Source organism: Anaerobutyricum hallii, assembly GCF_900209925.1.
In the GTDB taxonomy this organism is placed as follows: domain Bacteria; phylum Bacillota; class Clostridia; order Lachnospirales; family Lachnospiraceae; genus Anaerobutyricum; species Anaerobutyricum soehngenii.
The window spans coordinates 32775-52017 of sequence record NZ_LT907978.1; the positions used below are offsets into that span (position 1 = coordinate 32775).

Genomic DNA, 19243 nt, shown 5'->3' on the forward strand with positions numbered 1-19243 from the left:
TAGAATACTTTTTTATCTCAGTCGAGAAGACTCCAACATCTTTCAGGTGGTGAGTGGCTGCTCGACTTGAATTTTTATAAAGCAGATAGAATTATAGATCGGTTAGAAGATTTGTGGCCGTTCGTATTTCTTTACGTAGACGATTACTATGGCGGATTGCCTGGATAATATCCTGTTTGGATAAGGTTGTCCGTTCATTAAGGGCTGCATAAGAGAATGCCATTTCTAAAAGTGTCAGTGGGAGTTCAGGGCGTTTCGTGGACTGATCTTCTGGTTGATTTTCTGGAGAAGATATAGCAATCAGGGTACGTAGTATCTTTTCTGTTGTATCGGAAGAAAAGGCATTGTGTACTTTCGTTTCATATTCAATGGCAGGAATACTTCCGTAAAGAATGGAAAGTGTCAGTTCCTCATCAGGTTCGTCTATTGTGATCGGATAAAAACGGCGGGAGAGTGCTTTATCCGGAAGAAGGAACTGACGGTATTCTTCTTTTGTTGTAGCTCCGATTATTTTAATATCACCGCGGTCAATATAAGGTTTTAACATATTGGAAATATCGTTGTTGGAGCTTTCGGTAGAACCGGCGCCGACAATCGTATGAATCTCATCTATAAATAAAAGGACATCCGGATGCGATTCAAGTTCTCCAGCAAGTTTTTTGATACGGTCTTCCATTTCACCTACATATTTTGTTCCGCTTAAAAGAGACGTTGTTGTTAATTTAAAAATCTTTTTATTTTTAAGAAGGTCCGGCACATTTCCTTTTTGAAGACGGTAGGCTAAACCTTCCACAACGGATGTTTTACCGACACCGGCATCTCCAATCAGAAGAGGGGACTTCTTTGGTGAAATCAAAATTAATTCGAGATCAGCAATCTCCTGTTCACGTCCAATTGCCGGATTGGTGTGATAGATTCTAGTGGTCATATTATAGGCGTAGGTATTTAAAAATTCGCTGTCAACATAAGCGCTGTCGATATCTATTGAAGAAGATATAGCGGCAGCGGCAGTGTCTGTAGAATCTTTTACAACATTTTTATGGGTAGTAAACCATATAGTTCTTGCAGCAAGATAGGAAGAAAAAGAAGAAAGATCTTCTGGAGATACTGCCTCTAAAAATTGCTGTTCCCGGGCAAAAAATGCAGCAAGCAGGGAAAGCGTATCCTTGTGTGTATTCGGAGTGTTTGTTTCTAATTTTATTTCTAATAAAGAAGCAACAGAATCGAGCCAGTAATCTTTTTCATCACCAAAGAGAGCAAGGGTATTTATGAGTATTTCGGCCAGAAGCTCTTCTGTAATAAAGGAATACTTTTTATAATTCGGCGCATGTTCAATAATTTTTCTTATAATAAGCTGTTTTTTTTCAGAGGACTTTATTAGTACAGAATAAAATGCTTTTTGTACTTTTTCAAAAAGCTGCGTATTCATGAAACAGGATTCAAGTGTTAATAAAGTCATGGAATATGCGGAATAATAAGGTGTTTTTAATGCTTCAAGAAGAGAGGATGTATAAGTAAGCCAGGTATCCTGATTGAAGTTTTTGTGTAATTCCAGTTGTTCTTTTAATTGTATACAGTCTGCAAAATATTGATCAAAAGCCCCCTTTTCTTCTGGAAAAGAAACATTGAATCTTTCCCGGACTAAATTGCGAATATATTCAAGGTAAAGTTCATCATTGTGAAAAGCGGAAATGTGGGCAGGTGAAAGAAACATACATTGTATACAAATAGTTTCTGGTGCTAAGGGCTGACCTCCTTCTTCTATAATAGAATAAGCTTTTGTTAATGTATTAGTTATAGAATCCACAATAAATCCCTCCTGATTTTCATGTACTTTTGGAATCTTTTGTGATTGAACTTCTCATAAAAAGAAGTGTAAGAAAATTCCAGAGTATATGTTCGTATCTTTTTCATAATTATAAGGCATACATGGAAAAAAGTAAAAAAAATATTTTTTTCTTCACTTTAAAGCTAAAAAGTGTTGAATAAATGAAAAATTTATGGTAGGATAAGGAAGATTTAATAATAAGCAATTATTTTTACAAAAATGAAAGTGTATAAAGGAGTACAGACGATTATGGATATGGATATGAAATTTTTTAGGAAACTGCCGGTACCAAAGGATTTAAAGGAGCAGTTTCCTGCTGATGAGAGAATTGTAAAGATTAAGCAGGAGAGAGATCCTGAGATTCGAAGAATTTTTGAGGGTAAGTCTGATAAGTTATTATTAATTATAGGGCCATGTTCTGCTGACAGAGAAGATGCTGTTCTTGATTATGTAACAAGATTGTCAAAGGTACAGGAGAAAGTAAAAGACAAGATTATGATCATCCCAAGAATATATACGAATAAACCTCGTACAACCGGTGGGGGATATAAGGGGCTTGTTCATCAGCCAGATCCGGAGAAGAAGCCGGATATGTTGCAGGGAATTATTGCTGTTCGTGAGTTACATCAGAAAGCAATTCTTGAAAGTGGACTTACTTGTGCGGATGAAATGCTGTATCCCGAAAACCATCGTTATGTTTCGGATCTGTTATCCTATGTTGCAATCGGAGCACGTTCTGTAGAGGATCAGCAGCATCGTCTGACAGCAAGCGGTGTAGGAATTCCTGTAGGAATGAAGAATCCGACAGGTGGAGATTTATCTGTTATGATGAATTCTATCACAGCAGCGCAGGGGCAGCATGTATTCCTCTATCGTGGATGGGAAGTACAGTCTCTTGGTAATCCTTATGCACATGCTTTATTAAGAGGATATGTAGATAAGCATGGTAAAACATACTCGAACTATCATTATGAAGATTTAAATGAACTTTTTGAATTATATCAGGAACATGAATTAAAAAATCCAGGTGTGATTATTGATACAAACCATGCGAATTCCGGTAAGCATTACCTTGAACAGATTCGTATTGCAAAGGAAGTACTGCATAGCTGCAGACTTTCTAAAGATATCAAAGGACTTGTAAAAGGTCTGATGATCGAAAGTTACATTGAAGATGGTAATCAGCCGATTGGTGGAGGATGTTATGGTAAGTCGATTACAGATCCTTGTCTTGGCTGGGAAAAGTCAGAAAGATTAATTTACGAAATTGCAGATTTACTATAATGTTGTAAATGGATTTCGGTGCTAATTACATAATTATTTATAAATGCTACAATTTAATAGACAGTATTTTAAAAATATCCGGTTTTTTTAAACCGGATATTGAATTTTATGGGGGAATTATGTAAAATGGTACCAAGGGTTGTTCTGTGATGTTGATTATGTTACAATAATTTTAAATAAGTCATTTTTGAGCCATAATCTTGTAATATAATTTTAACAACTAAGAATGAAAGGAAGATGTCGAATGCTTACAGGCAGATTACTGATTTTAAGCAAGAAAGAAGCAGAATGTAAAGAGATGACAGCTTATTTCGAAGATAGCGGTTATAATGTAATCTGGTGCACAGAATATGATGAAGCAGGAGAGATTCTTTCCAGAGGAAAGAACAAACCGGATCTGCTGATTTTTGATGTAGATATACCAAAACGGCGAGAATATGAGACAGTTGAGAAGATAAGAATGTATTCTGACATGGCTATTTTAATGTTGTCACAGGATGATAAGCTGGACAGTCAGTTATATGCCTATTCTAAGAAGATAGATGATTATATGGTAAAGCCGGCACCGTTACCGTTGATAGAGGCGCATGTAGAGGCAATCATACGAAGGACAGTGGAGAAGCGGAATGCAGTAGAAGCTGTAGGTGCCTTATCTATTGATTATGAAGGAAGAAAGATTTATCTTGCGGACAGACCGTTAAAGGTAACAGCGAAGGAGTTTGATTTACTGGAGTATTTTATAAAGCATAAAGGTATGATTTTATCCAGAGATAAGATTCTTGATTCTGTATGGGGATTTGATTATATTGGCGGGTACCGAAGCGTAGACACGCTGGTAAAGAAACTACGAGCGAAGTTAACTAAGGAATATCCTTATATTAAGACAGTTTATGGGGTTGGATACTGTTTTGATATTTAAGGATGATAAACTCACAATTGTAAAAGAGAGGAAGGCGAGAATAATGAAAGTGAAGCGAATTGTTAGTATATTCGCGGTATTATTGTTATGTGCATGTCTGATTACACCAATCAGCACAGATGCGGCTGCAAAGGTTCGTGTAAGAACCGTAAAGGGAGTAACAAGCTCTTATTCCGGTCGGATGAAGTACTGTTATGTGAACGGAAAGAAGATTGGGTTGACGAAGAATCCTATTTTTAAAAAGTCAGGCTCCTATATGGGACCGGTTGCAGCGATATTTAAAAACAGTGGTTTAAAAGTTAAGGTAACTACTAAGGGAAATAAAATGACACTGTCCTACGGTCCGAATACCGTTGTTCTAAAGGCAGATAGCAGAAAGGCTGTGACGAATGGCGTGAAAAGTCAGATGGGAGCGCCGGTTATTCATGGAACGTATACTGCTACCGGCAGAAGAAGATGGATTGTTCCGTTAAAGAGTGTATGTACACGATTAGGAATTAATTATAAGTTATCTGGTGGAAAGATTCGTATTTCAGGTACAACAAAGAGTAGTGCTTCTAATACAACAGCTCCGACGACAGAAGACAGAGGAACGGATACAACAGATAGTAAAGAAAAGATTAAGATTGTTATTGATGCCGGACATGGTGGTTCTGACTCAGGAGCTTCCGGGAATGGAATGGCAGAGAAGAATCTGACACTGGCAATCGTTCTTGCAGCAAAAAGATCTTTTGATAATGACAGCAGATTCCAGGTTTACTATACGAGAACAGCAGATACATACCCAAGTTTATCTCAGAGAGCGAACCTTGCTAACAATAGAGATGCAGATATGTTCCTCTGTGTTCATATCAATTCTGCAAGTGCTTCTGCACATGGGACAGAAACTTTGTGGAGTAAGAGCAGAAATTCTGTAACAGAGAAGAATGGCTTAACATCTAAAGAGCTGGCAACAGCAATGCAGAGTGCGGCAGTTGCAGCGACAGGATTTACGAACAGAGGATTAGTAGACCGTCCAAATCTTTACGTATTAAAACATACCAAGATGCCGGCATGTCTGATTGAATATGGATTTATCAGTAATAAAACGGAAGCGGCAAGAATGAAGGCAAATACAAGTGTGTACGGAAAAGCATTATATAATGCTGTTGTTAATTTGATGAAAAAAGAAGGCAGATATTAATAGAAGATTATTCATAGAGCATATTGATATTTGCAGAGAAAAATCATATAATGGGTATTGGCAAATCTCACAGCAAGATAATATTTTGTGTTGCTGTGAGATTTTTATGCGACTAAAACACAATATGTTGTATAAAGTATCATTGCATCATACAAAATTATGTGTTACAATGGCAATGCGTAATTTTTAAAAATTTATAATTGGAGTGTTGGTATGAAGATCATTAAAAGAAGTGGAATGGAAGTTGAATTTGATCGAAGTAAGATCATTGCAGCGGTTAAGCGTGCAAATAACAGCGTCGTAGAAGCAGAAAAAGTAAGTGACGAACAGGTAGAGAAGATTGCAGAGAATGTAGAAACTATCTGTGACGGAATGAATCGTGCTCTTAATGTAGAGGAGATTCAGGATTTAGTCGAGAATCAGATCATGAACCAGAAGGCATTCCGTCTGGCAAGTAATTATATTACTTACCGTTATAAAAGAGCGTTGGTTAGAAAGTCTAACTCTACAGATAAACAGATATTAAGTCTGTTAGAGTGCAATAACGAAGAAGTGATTCAGGAGAATTCTAATAAGAATCCAACAGTGAACAGCGTACAGAGAGATTACATGGCAGGTGAGGTAAGTAAGGATATCACAAGACGTTTCCTTCTTCCACCGGAAATCGTTGAGGCACATGAGAGTGGAGTGATTCATTTCCATGATTCTGATTATTTTGCACAGCACATGCATAACTGCTGTCTGGTGAATCTGGAAGATATGCTTCAAAACGGAACAGTGATCAGTGACGTTATGATCGAGAAGCCAAAGAGCTTTTCTACAGCATGTAATATTGCAACACAGGCAGTTGCCCAGATTGCAAGTTCCCAGTATGGCGGACAGAGTATTACACTTTCCCATCTGGTTCCTTTTGTGCAGATCAGTCGTGAAAAATATCGTCGAGATGTTCGCGCTGAATTTGAAGCAGAAGGTCTGGAAATGAATGAGCAGAAGATAAATGAAATCGCAGAAATGCGTGTAAGAAAAGAAGTAAAACAGGGTGTCCAGGTTATTCAGTATCAGGTAATCACATTGATGACAACAAACGGACAGGCTCCATTTGTTACGGTATTTATGTATCTGGATGAGGTAGAAGAAGGTCCGGCAAGAGATGACCTTGCTATGATCATCGAAGAGATGCTCAACCAGCGTATTCTTGGTGTTAAGAATGAAAAAGGTGTATATATTACACCAGCGTTCCCTAAGTTGATTTACGTTCTTGAAGAAGATAATATTCATGAAGGAAGTAAATACTGGTATCTTACAAAGTTAGCTGCCCAGTGTACAGCAAAACGTATGGTTCCGGATTACATTTCAGAGAAAATCATGAAGAAGTTAAAAGATGGAAACTGTTATCCATGTATGGGATGCCGTTCTTTCTTAACTGTATATCATGATGAGAATGATAAACCGAAGTTTTACGGAAGATTTAATCAGGGCGTAGTAACCATCAATTTAGTAGATGTAGCTTGTTCTTCTGGTAAGGATATGGAGAAGTTCTGGGAGATATTTGATGAGCGCCTTGAATTATGTCATGAGGCACTTATGTATCGTCATAACCGTTTAAAAGGAACACCATCTGACGTAGCTCCGATTCTCTGGCAGAATGGTGCATTAGCACGACTTAAAAAAGGTGAGACAATTGATAAACTTCTGTATAATGGATATTCGACTATTTCTCTTGGCTACGCAGGACTTTGCGAATGTACAAGATATATGACCGGAAAGAGTCATACAGACCCGGAAGCAAAGCCATTTGCACTTGAAGTAATGAAGCATATGAACGAAGCCTGTGCAAAGTGGAGAGAAGAAAGTCATATTGATTTCAGTCTTTACGGAACGCCACTTGAATCCACAACGTATAAGTTTTCCAGATGCCTTCAGGAACGTTTTGGTATTATTCCGGGAGTAACCGATAAGAATTATATTACAAACAGTTATCACATTCACGTAACAGAGGAAATCGATGCATTTGATAAATTAAGTTTTGAAGCACAGTTCCAGGAACTTTCTCCAGGAGGAGCGATCAGTTATGTAGAAGTTCCAAATATGCAGAATAACATTGATGCGGTATTAGCGGTTATGAAACATATTTATGACAACATTATGTATGCAGAGCTTAATACAAAGAGTGATTACTGCCAGTGCTGCGGTTATGAGGGAGAAATACAGATCATAAGCGATGAACATGGCAAGCTGATCTGGGAGTGTCCAAACTGCGGTAATCAGGATCAGGCAAAGATGAATGTAGCAAGAAGAACCTGTGGATATATCGGAACACAGTTCTGGAATCAGGGAAGAACACAGGAAATTAAAGAAAGAGTAATGCATTTGTAGACAAAACCGGAAGAGCGCCCATATCAAAGAGGGCGCTTTTTCCATTTCTTTATTTTTGACAGAGAGAAGATGAGAAGAGATGTTGATTATCTATCCATTTTCGCCCTAAAATATATAAAATAACGGATTGTAAATAGAGTGTGGATATTGTAAAATATAACTATTAACTAAACACATTTTAGAACAGACACTCTGTTTAATTTTTTGGAAGAGGTGATATATTATGTATTATGGTGAGATCAAGAAGTGTGATATTGCGAACGGACCCGGTGTCAGAGTGTCCCTTTTTGTAAGCGGATGTACGCATCATTGTAAAGGATGTTTTAACGAGGAAACATGGAGTTTTGAATTTGGACAGCCTTTTACAGCAGAAACAGAAGAGCAGATTTTAAAATTATTAGAGCCTTCGTATATATCAGGTCTTACAGTATTAGGCGGTGAGCCTATGGAATATATGAATCAGGAAGCCCTCCTTCCATTTCTTGAAAAAGTAAAAGAACGTTTTCCAGAAAAAACAATCTGGTGCTTTACAGGATATGTTTTTGAAAAGGATATTTTAAATAGAATGATTCCAAAGTGGAAGTATACAAAAAAGATGTTGGAACAGATTGACTACCTCGTAGACGGACCATTTGTAGAAGCGAAGAAGGATATTACACTCAGATTTCGTGGTTCTTCTAATCAGCGAATAATAGATGTAAAAAAGAGTCTTGAAACAGGCAAAGTTGTTCTATGGGAAGAACAGTAGAGCACATTAAGATAGTAGAAGAGGATTTAAGAAGGTTCCGTCGCAGTAACGGTCTAACGACCGTAACTGCCGACGGAACCTTCCTTTTTGGCTGTATCAAATTTACAAATTAAATTTATCCATGTTTATGTCTGGGAACTTTTTTTGGTACAGGGTCTTTTGTTGTGAGAAACTGCACAGCTATTCCTAAACTGCAGAGCGCAAGTGTTAACGTTGCACTTGAGTTTGTGGAAGAAAACTTTGTAATTCCCATATATTCTGCAACACCAGGAAGAAGTCCGGCAGCGGAAGAACCGCATACGATTGCGGAAGTAAGGATAATAACCGGACGCATATATTTTACAGCAAGTACGCCAACAATAAGCCCGGCAACTATGTTGATAAAGAACTGGATATCTCCTTCAAATGAAAATAATGTACCTGCAGCACTAAATGCAAAGGTAAAACACAGGATGAAAATTCCTATCCGGTAAATCCACAGGGCAAGAGCTGCAATGACCGCACCGCCAAGAATAATGCAGAGAACGGATGCAAAACCTTCGACATGAAGAAGCTGGGATGCAGCGATCTGGCCGATAAAGAGTCCAATGATGAAACCGGTAATACTCATAAAAACTTTGGACAGTTTATAACCAAAGAAACATCCAAGAAGAGCAAAGACAAGAGCAATTACAGAGCCAACGATCTTATAAGTGGTATCGGCTTCGGTTATGAGTCCGAGAAAACCATTATTAATAAAACTGTTCAGGCTGTCGCTGCTTCCGGAATTCAATGGAAGAGTGCCCATTAGGGAGCTGTAGTCAATATTTAACAGGGACAACATAAAAATACCTTCTTTCGTATTGGATTAAAAAAATTAGATTGTTTTTCATTTTTTATTAATGATGTTATTTTAAATTCTGTTTCTACTGATTTTTAGCTTAACATAATAAAGTATATTCTGCAATTTATTTCAGATAGAGTATTTTATAGATTTTTACGTGAAAAGATGATATGATAATACGAGTTGATTTGTAACTGTTTAAAGTTACATTTTAAAGTTACATTGTATAGATTGGGAAAGAGAGGAATTAGAGATGTCAAAGATTAGAACAAGATTTGCACCAAGTCCTACAGGAAGAATGCATGTCGGAAATCTTCGTACTGCTTTATATACGTATTTGATCGCAAAGCATGAAGGTGGAGATTTCGTTTTAAGAATAGAAGATACAGACCAGGGACGTTATTGTGAGGAAGCACTGGGTATTATTTACCGTACTTTAGAGGCAACAGGTTTAAAGCATGACGAAGGTCCGGATAAAGATGGCGGATTTGGCCCTTATGTTCAGAGTGAACGAGTGGCATCCGGTCTTTATATGGATTATGCAAAGAAACTTATCGAAAAAGGCGAGGCATATTACTGTTTCTGTGATCAGGAAAGATTAGATTCTTTAAAACAGAACGTAGGTGGAAAGGAAATCAGCGTATACGATAAACACTGCCTGTATCTTTCTAAAGAAGAAGTAGAAGCCAATCTGGCAGCAGGCAAGCCATTTGTCATTCGTGCGAATATGCCGAATGAGGGCGAGACTACATTCCATGATGAGATTTACGGAGATATCACACAGCCGAATGAAGAGCTTGACGATATGATCCTTATCAAATCTGACGGATATCCAACATATAACTTTGCCAATGTAGTAGATGATCATCTGATGCAGATCACACATGTTGTAAGAGGGAATGAATACCTTTCTTCTGCACCAAAATACACACATCTTTACAAGGCATTTGGATGGGAAGAACCAAAGTATATCCATTGTCCGTTAATTACAAATGAAGAACATCAGAAGCTTTCTAAGCGTTCAGGACATTCTTCTTATGAAGATTTAATCGAGCAGGGATTTGTTCCGGAAGCAGTTGTAAACTTTGTAGCCCTTCTTGGGTGGAGTTCACCGGATAACAGAGAAATCTTCTCTTTAGAAGAGTTAGTAGAAGCGTTTGACTATAAACACATCAGTAAGTCCCCAGCCGTATTTGACATGGTTAAGCTTAAATGGATGAACGGAGAATATTTAAAAGCAATGGACTTTGATACTTTCTACAAAATGGCAGAACCTTACATCAAAGAAGTCATCAAGAAAGATATAGATTTAAAGAAGATTGCAGCACTTGTTAAAACAAGAATCGAAGTATTCCCTGAAATCGGAGAGATGATCGACTTCTTTGAAGAAGTTCCGGAATACGATGTAGATATGTACACGAACAAGAAAAATAAAACAAATGCAGAGAAGTCTTTACCAGTATTACAGGAATTACTTCCAGTAATCGAAGCACAGGAAGACTTTACAAATGATGCATTATATCAGATGCTTCGTGGATTTGCAGATGAAAATGGTTACAAGCCAGGCTTCGTTATGTGGCCAGTTCGTACTGCTGTTTCTGGAAAGCGTATGACTCCAGGTGGAGCAACCGAAATTATGGAAATCATCGGAAAAGAAGAAACAGTAAGCAGAATGAAAGCTGCCATTGAGAAATTAAGCTAGAAATTCCAGGTTGTCAGCGCAGCTGACTGGATGAACAGACGCCCCAGAGACTTTCCAATACTGTCAAAATGCTCAGTAGTCGCTGCGAGTAAAATGCCTCGGTCGGCATTTTCACTTGCTCCGAGTCGCATTTTGACAGTATTGGAAAGTCTCTGGGACTGTTTTGTTTCAAGCCGATGAGTGGCGGACAATAGAATTTTTAATTCCTGTAATTTTGTTTTTATGATTATTTTGAAATATATTAACAATCATGTGCACCCTATTTCGGTAGAATCGCTGAGAGAGTAACTTAATATACCCTTATAGAAATAAGCAACTTAAAACATCAGTTTTTATTTTCAAATCTTTTTTGTCAGTCCGTCTGGATTCATCTCCTTATATCTTCCACAATCCTCTGTCTGATTCCCCTCCCCCTCCAACAATAAATTCTAGCCTAAAACACAGCCCACTGAAAAGTCCAGCCAAAACACAGAACTTCTAAAAAAGGATAATATAGAAAATGCGACTCGGAGCGCGTGAAAATGTCGCTCAAGGCATTTTGCTCGCAGCGACTACTGAGCATTTTCTACATTATCCTTTTTTAGAAGTTCGTCTGTCTTATTAAACCCTTTCAGAGGGCGTCTCGTTTGCCTGCGCAAACTAGAATTTGTCTCCTGTTCGAAGGAAGGATTTATAATTCTTTGTAAGCTTATTGATGTTTTGCGTGGTAATGGTAAAGTTACCCTCTGGATAAAGCGATTTTAGAGGATACTTTTTCTCCAGTTTTTTATACTCTGATGTATATTTTTTCTTGGATACTTTTTTGCCGTTAATTTTGTAAGAAATTTTTGGATTTACAATTTCTTCGAATTTTTTGAGTTTTGTTTCTTTTCCCTTTTTGTTAAAACGATAAAATGTTGAAATTGCGCCGTATCCATTAATCCATGCAGAATTACATGTGACAGATTTCTTTCTGGAATAGACAAGACGACCAAAATCGCTGCCGGCATATTTTAACTCTTTAACCTTACTGCCAGTGTATGTATAAACTTCTCCTGAACTGACATGTACGCTGTAAGTTGGGCTGATGAGAAGTTCAGGGACAGCATCTTTATCTAAATAGACTAACGCAAATTTGTACATTTTAGGATCAAGCTTTTTGAGCTTTTTCTGGTAAGCAGTTAATGCTTTTGTTCGTTTGGAGGCAGCGTTTACATTAGTTGCAGGTGCGAATAATGTAAAAAGCATGCACAGGGTTAACGTAGCAACAAGAATGAGCTGTCTGGATGGTTTCGATTTTTTCATAAAAATCCCCCTTTGCATAATGCAACAAGATAGTTACTTTAATATTTTGTTTCTGTTAGTTTCTGTGCTGCGGTAGAGTTTAATTTTCTTTTGTTTTTTGGAACCTACATATTTTTTCAGAGTTTTGTTGAATGTAGATTTTGAGATTGTTTTATAGTTATTGTTAGTAATTTTGTTGTAAATAGGTTTGCTGATTCCATACCCTACTGATTTACTGATACGGGCTCCAGAAGAAGGATAATAGGTGTCTGTGGATGTTCCCATATGTGCATAAGAACCAACTAATACTCTTTTCTTTGGATAATATCGGGAATAAACACCCGTAGAACTGTTACTGTATAAGCGTACGAGCTTACCCTTTTTGTATGTGTATACAGCGTTATCTACATAGTTGCTGTAGAATAAATCTGGTTTGGAATCATTGTTGTAATAAATAAGGGCAAACTGATCATAGTAGCTTGTTCTTTTTTCCATAAAATTTCGGTAGGCGGCCATCATTTTTGTTCTGTTACCTGCTGCCTGAGTTGGTACTGCCACGCTAAAACACAGGACAGCAGCCATGAGGATGGTAGTTAATCTTTTTAATGTTTTTTTCATCTGTTTTCTCTCCTTTTCATATAATGATGTAGTGATGAAAATAGTATATCATAATATCTGGAAATGTCGTAGATGATATTTTTTAATAAAAGTTGACTTTTTTCTGGAAGTGTGTAAAGATATACATATCAAATCTGCCAATGCAGAATTTCCGATTACTGACGGATATGTGAAGAGACACAGTGTAGCCGGTGGGATGGAGACATCTTGTTATTAGCCGACCGTCTGGGCAGCTTCTTTTGAAGTTGCCCTTTTTGTTTTTACCCCAATAATTTATTTAAAAATATAGTAAATATGGTAGGGTATAAAGCAGAAGAGAAAGTGTGTAAAGTATTTATATGTGTTAAAATGAAAGGAAGAAGGATATGAAAACAGATATTCAGATTGCACAGGAGGCAACAATGCTTCCAATTAAGGATGTAGCTGCGAATTATGGGATTACAGAAGATGATTTAGAATTATACGGAAAGTATAAGGCTAAGTTTTCTGATGAGTTTATGAACAGTCTTGATGAGAAACCAGATGGTAAACTTGTATTAATGACAGCGATTAACCCAACTCCTGCCGGAGAGGGAAAGACAACAACAAGTATTGGTCTTGCACAGGCATTAGAGAAGTTAGGAAAGAAGTCTGTTCTTGCACTTCGTGAGCCTTCTCTTGGACCATGTTTCGGAATAAAAGGCGGAGCTGCTGGAGGCGGATATTCCCAGGTAGTTCCTATGGAAGATTTAAATCTTCATTTTACAGGTGATTTCCATGCGATCACATCTGCAAATAACTTATTAGCAGCACTTCTGGATAATCATATTCAGCAGGGAAATGAGCTTCGTATCGATACAAGACAGGTAATCTGGAAACGTTGTATGGATATGAATGACCGTTCTCTTCGTAATATTGTCATTGGTCTTGGAAGAAAAGTAGACGGTTATGTAAGAGAAGATCATTTCGTCATTACAGTAGCAACAGAAATTATGGCGATTCTCTGTCTTGCAGAAGACATTAAAGACTTAAAAGAACGTTTATCAAAGATTATTGTAGCATATGATGTGGATGGTAATCCTGTAACTGCAGGACAGCTTAATGCAGTTGGTTCTATGGCAGCATTATTAAAAGATGCGATTAAGCCAAATATGGTACAGACATTAGAGCATACAGGCGCAATCGTTCATGGAGGACCATTTGCTAATATTGCACATGGATGTAACAGTGTACGAGCTACAAAGATGGCGTTAAAGCTTTCTGATATTGCCATTACAGAGGCTGGATTCGGTGCAGATCTTGGGGCAGAGAAGTTCATGGATATTAAGTGCCGTATGGCAGGCTTAAAGCCAGACGCAGTTGTATTAGTAGCAACAGTTCGTGCTTTAAAATATAATGGTGGTGTTCCAAAAACAGACCTTGCAGAAGAAAATATGGATGCGTTGAAAAAAGGTATCTGTAATCTTGAAAAACATATCGAAAATCTTCAGAAATTTGGTGTGCCTATCGTTGTAACCTTAAATGCGTTTGTTACAGATACAGAAGCAGAACACGACTTTATCCGTCAGTTCTGTGAAGAAAGAGGATGTGAATTCGCTCTGTCTGAAGTATGGGCAAAAGGCGGCGAAGGTGGAATTGAACTCGCCAAGAAAGTATTGAAAACATTAGAAGAAAAAGAAAGTAATTTCAAAGTACTTTATCCAGATAATGCACCTTTAAAAGAAAAAGTAGAAACCATCGCAAAAGAGATTTACGGTGCAGATGGAGTGACATATGAGCCAGCAGCAGAAAAAATGCTTGCGAAACTTACAGATTTAGGATTCGGTGATCTGCCAGTATGTATGGCAAAAACACAGTATTCTCTTTCTGATGATCAGACAAAATTAGGACGTCCGGAAGGTTTTAACATTCATGTACGTGATGCTTTCGTAAATGCCGGAGCAGGTTTTGTTGTAATCCTTACCGGAGCAATCATGACAATGCCGGGATTACCAAAAAAACCAGCAGCATTTGGCATTGATGTAGATGATAATGGAAAGATCACAGGATTATTCTAAATCCTGATTTGTAGATTTAATGTAGACGAAAAAAGAAAAAATGATATATCCCATCTGCTCTGTAGTCGCTGTATTTAAGATGCTCATCCGCATCTTAAACACGCTCCGAAGCCGCATCTGGGATATATCATTTTTTCTTTTTTCTGGCTATCTAAATCTACAGTTGGGCAACGTGAAATGTACCAGAAGGACATGACTTTCCGGGAAATTAAAGTCTAAAGGATTGACGCATTTCTTCTGGAGTTTTTCATTTGAATAGAAATTGTATACTTCTGGACAATCTCTTTTCCTTAGAAACCTCAATGCAATTCAGCAGAAAGATACTCACTTCTGGGGAGCCCCCCTTATTTTTTCTACACAAAATCCTGATTTCATCTGGCGCCAAAAAACAGAAAAGCAAAAATTTACTATAGAAGAAAACGTGATGTCAGAGCCAGTAAAAATGTCGGTCAGACATTTTCTACGCCGCGACTATCTTCACATTTTCTTCTATAGTAAATTTCTGCTTTTCGTTTCTTTAGTCCCTCAAATTAGCATTTAATCTCCATGCTCACCAACTGTAGATTTAGAATAGCCAGAAAAAAGAAAACATACCATATCCCAGATGCGACTTCGGAGCGTGTTTAAGATGCGGACGAGCATCTTAAATACAGCGACTACAGAGCAGATGGGATATGGTATGTTTTCTTTTTTCGTCTATATTAAATCTTATTCTATATTTAACCACATTGCTGGTTTTACAGTGATATTAGTATTGGTTACTTCATATCCATAATCCATAACGGTTTTATCTTTGTATACAAAGCTCATAGAGTTTTCGGCTGCTCCTGGAGTACGAAGCCACCAGCAGCTTTTTGTTTCATGAATGGCATCATAATATTTTGCAACTTCATCACAGCTGAGTAAGAAGAATTTATCTTTCGTATTATTACCTGCTGGAGTTTTATAGGTTGCATTTGGTGTGTTTTTTACAGTTGTTTCCAAAATACTGTTCCGTTCGTTTTCAGTGAAACTTTCCTGAAGAAAATTGTTGTTAAGCCATTCACGTACGGAAGAAGATTCCCAAGTTACATTCTGCCCTTTGTCATCAAATGGTGTTGAACCGAAAGCATTATCTTTGAGTAAAAGTACTTTTCCATCTTTTTTATCGAGTACTCTCCAGTCCATATGGGCAAAAGGAATTACTTCTCCTATTTTGGTGTTTTTAACGCGTGCTTTTTCTAATGTAACAAATTTAGATTCACTGTCTTTATAGTCTTCTTTAGAAAGTGCATTATAATTTTTATAGGCGGTATTCTCGTCTCCGTCTTTATAAGCTTGTTTTGCAGATTTGTAACGGTATTCTAATGCTTTTTCATGGGCGGAAATATCTTTGTTCTTCATATAAACAATTTCGTAGTTCTGCCATGTTTTTTCATAGTTTCCTGTATGTGAGTAAATGCCGGCGAGACATTGTCTAAAGGAAACTGTCCGGGTGAAAAACAGTAATGCAAGCATACAAACGATGAAGGTACAGCTTACAAAAAGACTGTGACGTTTTAACTGGGAAGCTTTCTCATCTGCAAGCTTTTCACAGAGTTTCATCTGTTCTTCGGAATCATTACACTTGATGGCTTCTGCATATACAGAAGGCTCTGTCCATTTTTCAACGAGGGGATGTGTCTGCTCATAGTGGTAAATACGAGAAAAGATTGTTTGAGCAGAGTAGTAGTCATTCGGTGTTTTTGCTTTATCACGAATATGACATGCTTCTTTATATAATTCTATTTTCCCTTCTGCGCGTGTGTTGAACTTCTTTTTCTTGAGTTCTCTAAGAAGTGGCCGCACATCTTTATAAGGTTTGACTTTTTTTAAATATTGGATAGCACGATGATAATATTTGCCCTGGTCTTCAAACTTATTCATATGTTCCGCTATATTAATATATCGGAGGGCAGTTTCATAGTTCTGCTGAGCCAGTTCTTCTTCCGATAAATTATCATGGGTTTCTTCGATGGTGAGATTGATATCAATTTTTTCATCATTTCTCATGGGAAGTTCTTCCTTTCTAAAAATATAGTGAGGCAAAATTATTCAGTGTTTCAGTGATAATGAAACGAATCTGAATAGCTGCAATCAAATTATGTTACCATTTTTTCGGACAAAATACAAGGCGTTTGCGTAAGAAAACCATCTAATGGAAATTGTTCAATAAAAAAGGAATAAATGTTGAGAAAAATGCGGTAAGTGTGATAATATATTCAGACAGAATGCTGAGGCATTCTTGAAAAAGTAAGTGTTGATAAATATGCTGTGCAATTTGTTATGCAATTTGCAATGAATTTCAAAGGCAATGATATTTTCTTTGGTATTGGCATGGTATTAGTATACGAGGAGGAAAAGCATGATATATTTTGATAATGCGGCAACAACATTAAAGAAACCAGATGGAGTAGCACAGGCTGTTTCAGATGCTATCATGAATTTGGGGAATGCAGGAAGAGGTGCTTATGATGCATCTTTACATAGTATGCGAATGGCCTATGAAACGAGAGAATTATTGAATGAACTTTTTAATGGAGAGGGACCGGAGCAGATTGCGTTTATGTCTAATGCAACGGAAGCTTTAAATACGGCAATTAATGGGATGATTCAGCCGGGGAATCATGTTGTGACAACGGTTATGGAACATAATTCGGTACTTCGTCCGTTATATTTAAAAGAACAGACAGGGGTTGCGCTTACTGTTTTGCCACTTGATGAGAATGGGTTGATTTCCAGTGAAGCTTTTGAAGAGGCGATTCGTCCGGATACGGAAGCGGTTGTTTGTACGCATGCATCGAATGTAACAGGCACAGCGCTTAATTTATATAGGATAGGAGAAGCATGTAAACGTCATGGATTACATTTTATTGTTGATGCTTCACAGTCAGCAGGAATTCTTCCTATAGATATGCAGGCAATGAACATTGATGCACTGTGCTTTACCGGGCATAAAGGATTGTTTGGACCGCAGGGAACGGGGGGAATCTGTCTTAGAAAGGGGATAACGATTCGCCCGCTAAAGGTAGGTGGAAGCGGAATACATTCTTTTGATAAAGAGCAGCCGCAGTTTATGCCGGAACTTTTAGAAGCCGGAACGATAAATGCACATGGGATTGCTGGTTTAAATGCTTCACTTAAATATCTGAAGAAGGAAGGCCTGGAAAAGTTATATACAAAAGAAGCGCTTCTTACGAAGACATTTTATGAGGGAGTGCGTCGTATTGAGGGTGTGAGAGTGTATGGTAACTTTGACCAGGAAAAAAGAGCGCCTGTAGTATCGTTAAATATTCGGGACGAGGATGCAGGAAAGGTTAGTGAAATTCTTTGGGAAGATTATGGAATTGCAACAAGAGCAGGAGCACACTGTGCCCCGCTTATGCATGAAGCGCTAGAAACAACGGAGCAGGGTGTTGTCCGTTTTAGTTTCTCAAGTTTTAATACGATAGAAGAAATCAAACAGGGGATCGAAGCAATTCGGGAGCTTGCATCTGAATAATAAAGATAAAATAAAAAATAGACAATTATAAGCAGATTTTTCTTGCTTAAAAAGAATAAAATGACAAGAAATATTCGGTCCAGATATTTGCAAAAATGATAAAATGCACAAAATAATAACGATAAATATTGAAGTCTTAGTATAGTTATGCTATTCTAAATACAGTGTAAATAATGAAAACACCATAAAAGGAGGATATGAATATGAAGAAATTTACAAAAATCTTTGCATTTGCAATGGCATTGATGATGGTATTCGCACTTCAGGCTCCGGTAAGTGCAGCGGAAAAAGGAGCAGTGCAGGCTGTAAATCAAGAGCAGGCGCAAGCAACAGTACAGGCGGATACATATACACATAGAGTATATAGCCTTTATTACAATCAATCTATGAAAAAATGCCCAGTCACAATACAAGTTACAAGTAATTCTTCTAATCATTATACATATGAAGTTCAGTTATTAGATCATACGAAGAAAAAAGTTATCGCTCAGGATGATTGTGCATTATATGCATTTTTTGATTTAAAAAAGAATCAGCTTTATTACTATAGAGTAAGAGCAACTGCATATGATTATACACAGAAAAAATATGTTCCTGTTTCTGACTGGTCTTATGGTTATGGTATTAATACTGCTATATGTAAGGTTAAATTATCCGGTAAGAAGATTAAGATAAAAGTACCTAAAGTAAAGGGTGTTAAGAAGTTTACTTTGTATATGTCAACAAAGAGTGATAAAGGATATAAAAAAGTTAAGAAAGTAAAACCGGGAAAGACAGTCGTAATATCTAAGTTTAAGAATAAGGCATTTAAGAATGGAAAATATTATTATTATAATGTTGTTTCTAAGAAAAATGAAACAAGATTAAAACATAATTTCCATATTTACACCAAATATGTTCGTAGATAGGTAAATATTAAAAATCCCAGTAAGGGGAAGGCTTT

14 protein-coding genes are annotated in these 19243 nt (G+C 37.3%); 9 read left to right on the forward strand and 5 right to left on the reverse strand.

Annotated elements, in window-relative coordinates:
- Positions 1–91: 91 nt before the first annotated feature.
- Positions 92–1807, reverse strand: coding sequence for an AAA family ATPase (locus EHLA_RS00175; RefSeq protein WP_096238858.1), 1716 nt, complete (start codon positions 1805–1807; stop codon positions 92–94).
- A gap of 270 nt (positions 1808–2077) precedes the next feature.
- Here EHLA_RS00175 and EHLA_RS00180 point away from each other — a divergent pair, with 270 nt between their 5' ends.
- The 5 genes from EHLA_RS00180 (at position 2078) to nrdG (ending at position 8338) form a co-directional block, all read left to right on the forward strand.
- Positions 2078–3112, forward strand: coding sequence for a 3-deoxy-7-phosphoheptulonate synthase (locus EHLA_RS00180; protein WP_096241510.1), 1035 nt, complete (start codon positions 2078–2080; stop codon positions 3110–3112).
- Positions 3113–3356: 244 nt separating this feature from the next.
- Complete coding sequence (locus EHLA_RS00185; RefSeq protein WP_021906197.1) at positions 3357–4031, forward strand: response regulator transcription factor; 675 nt, start codon at positions 3357–3359, stop codon at positions 4029–4031.
- A 43-nt stretch (positions 4032–4074) separates the two neighbouring features.
- Positions 4075–5214, forward strand: a complete 1140-nt coding sequence (locus EHLA_RS00190; protein WP_162290846.1) for an N-acetylmuramoyl-L-alanine amidase family protein — start codon at positions 4075–4077, stop codon at positions 5212–5214.
- A 213-nt stretch (positions 5215–5427) separates the two neighbouring features.
- Positions 5428–7590 carry an anaerobic ribonucleoside-triphosphate reductase gene (gene nrdD / locus EHLA_RS00195; protein WP_021906195.1) on the forward strand — a complete coding sequence of 721 codons (2163 nt, stop codon included), beginning with the start codon at positions 5428–5430 and terminating at the stop codon, positions 7588–7590.
- A gap of 223 nt (positions 7591–7813) precedes the next feature.
- Positions 7814–8338 carry an anaerobic ribonucleoside-triphosphate reductase activating protein gene (gene nrdG, locus EHLA_RS00200; protein ID WP_096238861.1) on the forward strand — a complete coding sequence of 175 codons (525 nt, stop codon included), beginning with the start codon at positions 7814–7816 and terminating at the stop codon, positions 8336–8338.
- A gap of 115 nt (positions 8339–8453) precedes the next feature.
- On the opposite strand, the gene EHLA_RS00205 is transcribed toward nrdG, so the two are convergent.
- On the reverse strand, positions 8454–9161 hold the full coding sequence (locus tag EHLA_RS00205; protein ID WP_096238862.1) for a DUF4203 domain-containing protein: 708 nt from the start codon (positions 9159–9161) through the stop codon (positions 8454–8456).
- 253 nt (positions 9162–9414) lie between these two features.
- Here EHLA_RS00205 and gltX point away from each other — a divergent pair, with 253 nt between their 5' ends.
- Positions 9415–10863 carry a glutamate--tRNA ligase gene (gltX, locus tag EHLA_RS00210; RefSeq protein ID WP_096238863.1) on the forward strand — a complete coding sequence of 483 codons (1449 nt, stop codon included), beginning with the start codon at positions 9415–9417 and terminating at the stop codon, positions 10861–10863.
- 639 nt (positions 10864–11502) lie between these two features.
- Here gltX and EHLA_RS00220 read toward each other — a convergent pair.
- Together EHLA_RS00220 and EHLA_RS00225 are read right to left on the reverse strand one after the other, a co-directional pair.
- The gene (locus EHLA_RS00220) at positions 11503–12147 is read right to left on the reverse strand and encodes a hypothetical protein (protein ID WP_096238865.1); all 645 of its coding nucleotides are present in this window, start codon (positions 12145–12147) and stop codon (positions 11503–11505) included.
- 33 nt (positions 12148–12180) lie between these two features.
- On the reverse strand, positions 12181–12744 hold the full coding sequence (locus tag EHLA_RS00225) for a hypothetical protein (RefSeq protein WP_096238866.1): 564 nt from the start codon (positions 12742–12744) through the stop codon (positions 12181–12183).
- Positions 12745–13109: 365 nt separating this feature from the next.
- On the opposite strand from EHLA_RS00225, the gene EHLA_RS00230 reads away from it, so the two are divergent.
- Positions 13110–14780 (forward strand): formate--tetrahydrofolate ligase, encoded by a 1671-nt coding sequence (locus EHLA_RS00230; protein ID WP_096238867.1) that lies wholly within the window; start codon positions 13110–13112, stop codon positions 14778–14780.
- A gap of 708 nt (positions 14781–15488) precedes the next feature.
- Here the strand turns inward: EHLA_RS00230 and EHLA_RS00235 are convergent.
- Positions 15489–16811: a DUF6273 domain-containing protein gene (locus tag EHLA_RS00235; RefSeq protein WP_096238868.1), complete on the reverse strand. Its 1323-nt coding sequence runs from the start codon at positions 16809–16811 to the stop codon at positions 15489–15491.
- A 352-nt stretch (positions 16812–17163) separates the two neighbouring features.
- Here EHLA_RS00235 and EHLA_RS00240 point away from each other — a divergent pair, with 352 nt between their 5' ends.
- Both EHLA_RS00240 and EHLA_RS00245 read left to right on the forward strand, forming a co-directional pair.
- Positions 17164–18300, forward strand: a complete 1137-nt coding sequence (locus tag EHLA_RS00240; RefSeq protein WP_096238869.1) for an aminotransferase class V-fold PLP-dependent enzyme — start codon at positions 17164–17166, stop codon at positions 18298–18300.
- A 203-nt stretch (positions 18301–18503) separates the two neighbouring features.
- Complete coding sequence (locus EHLA_RS00245; RefSeq protein ID WP_096238870.1) at positions 18504–19208, forward strand: hypothetical protein; 705 nt, start codon at positions 18504–18506, stop codon at positions 19206–19208.
- Positions 19209–19243: the final 35 nt, after the last annotated feature.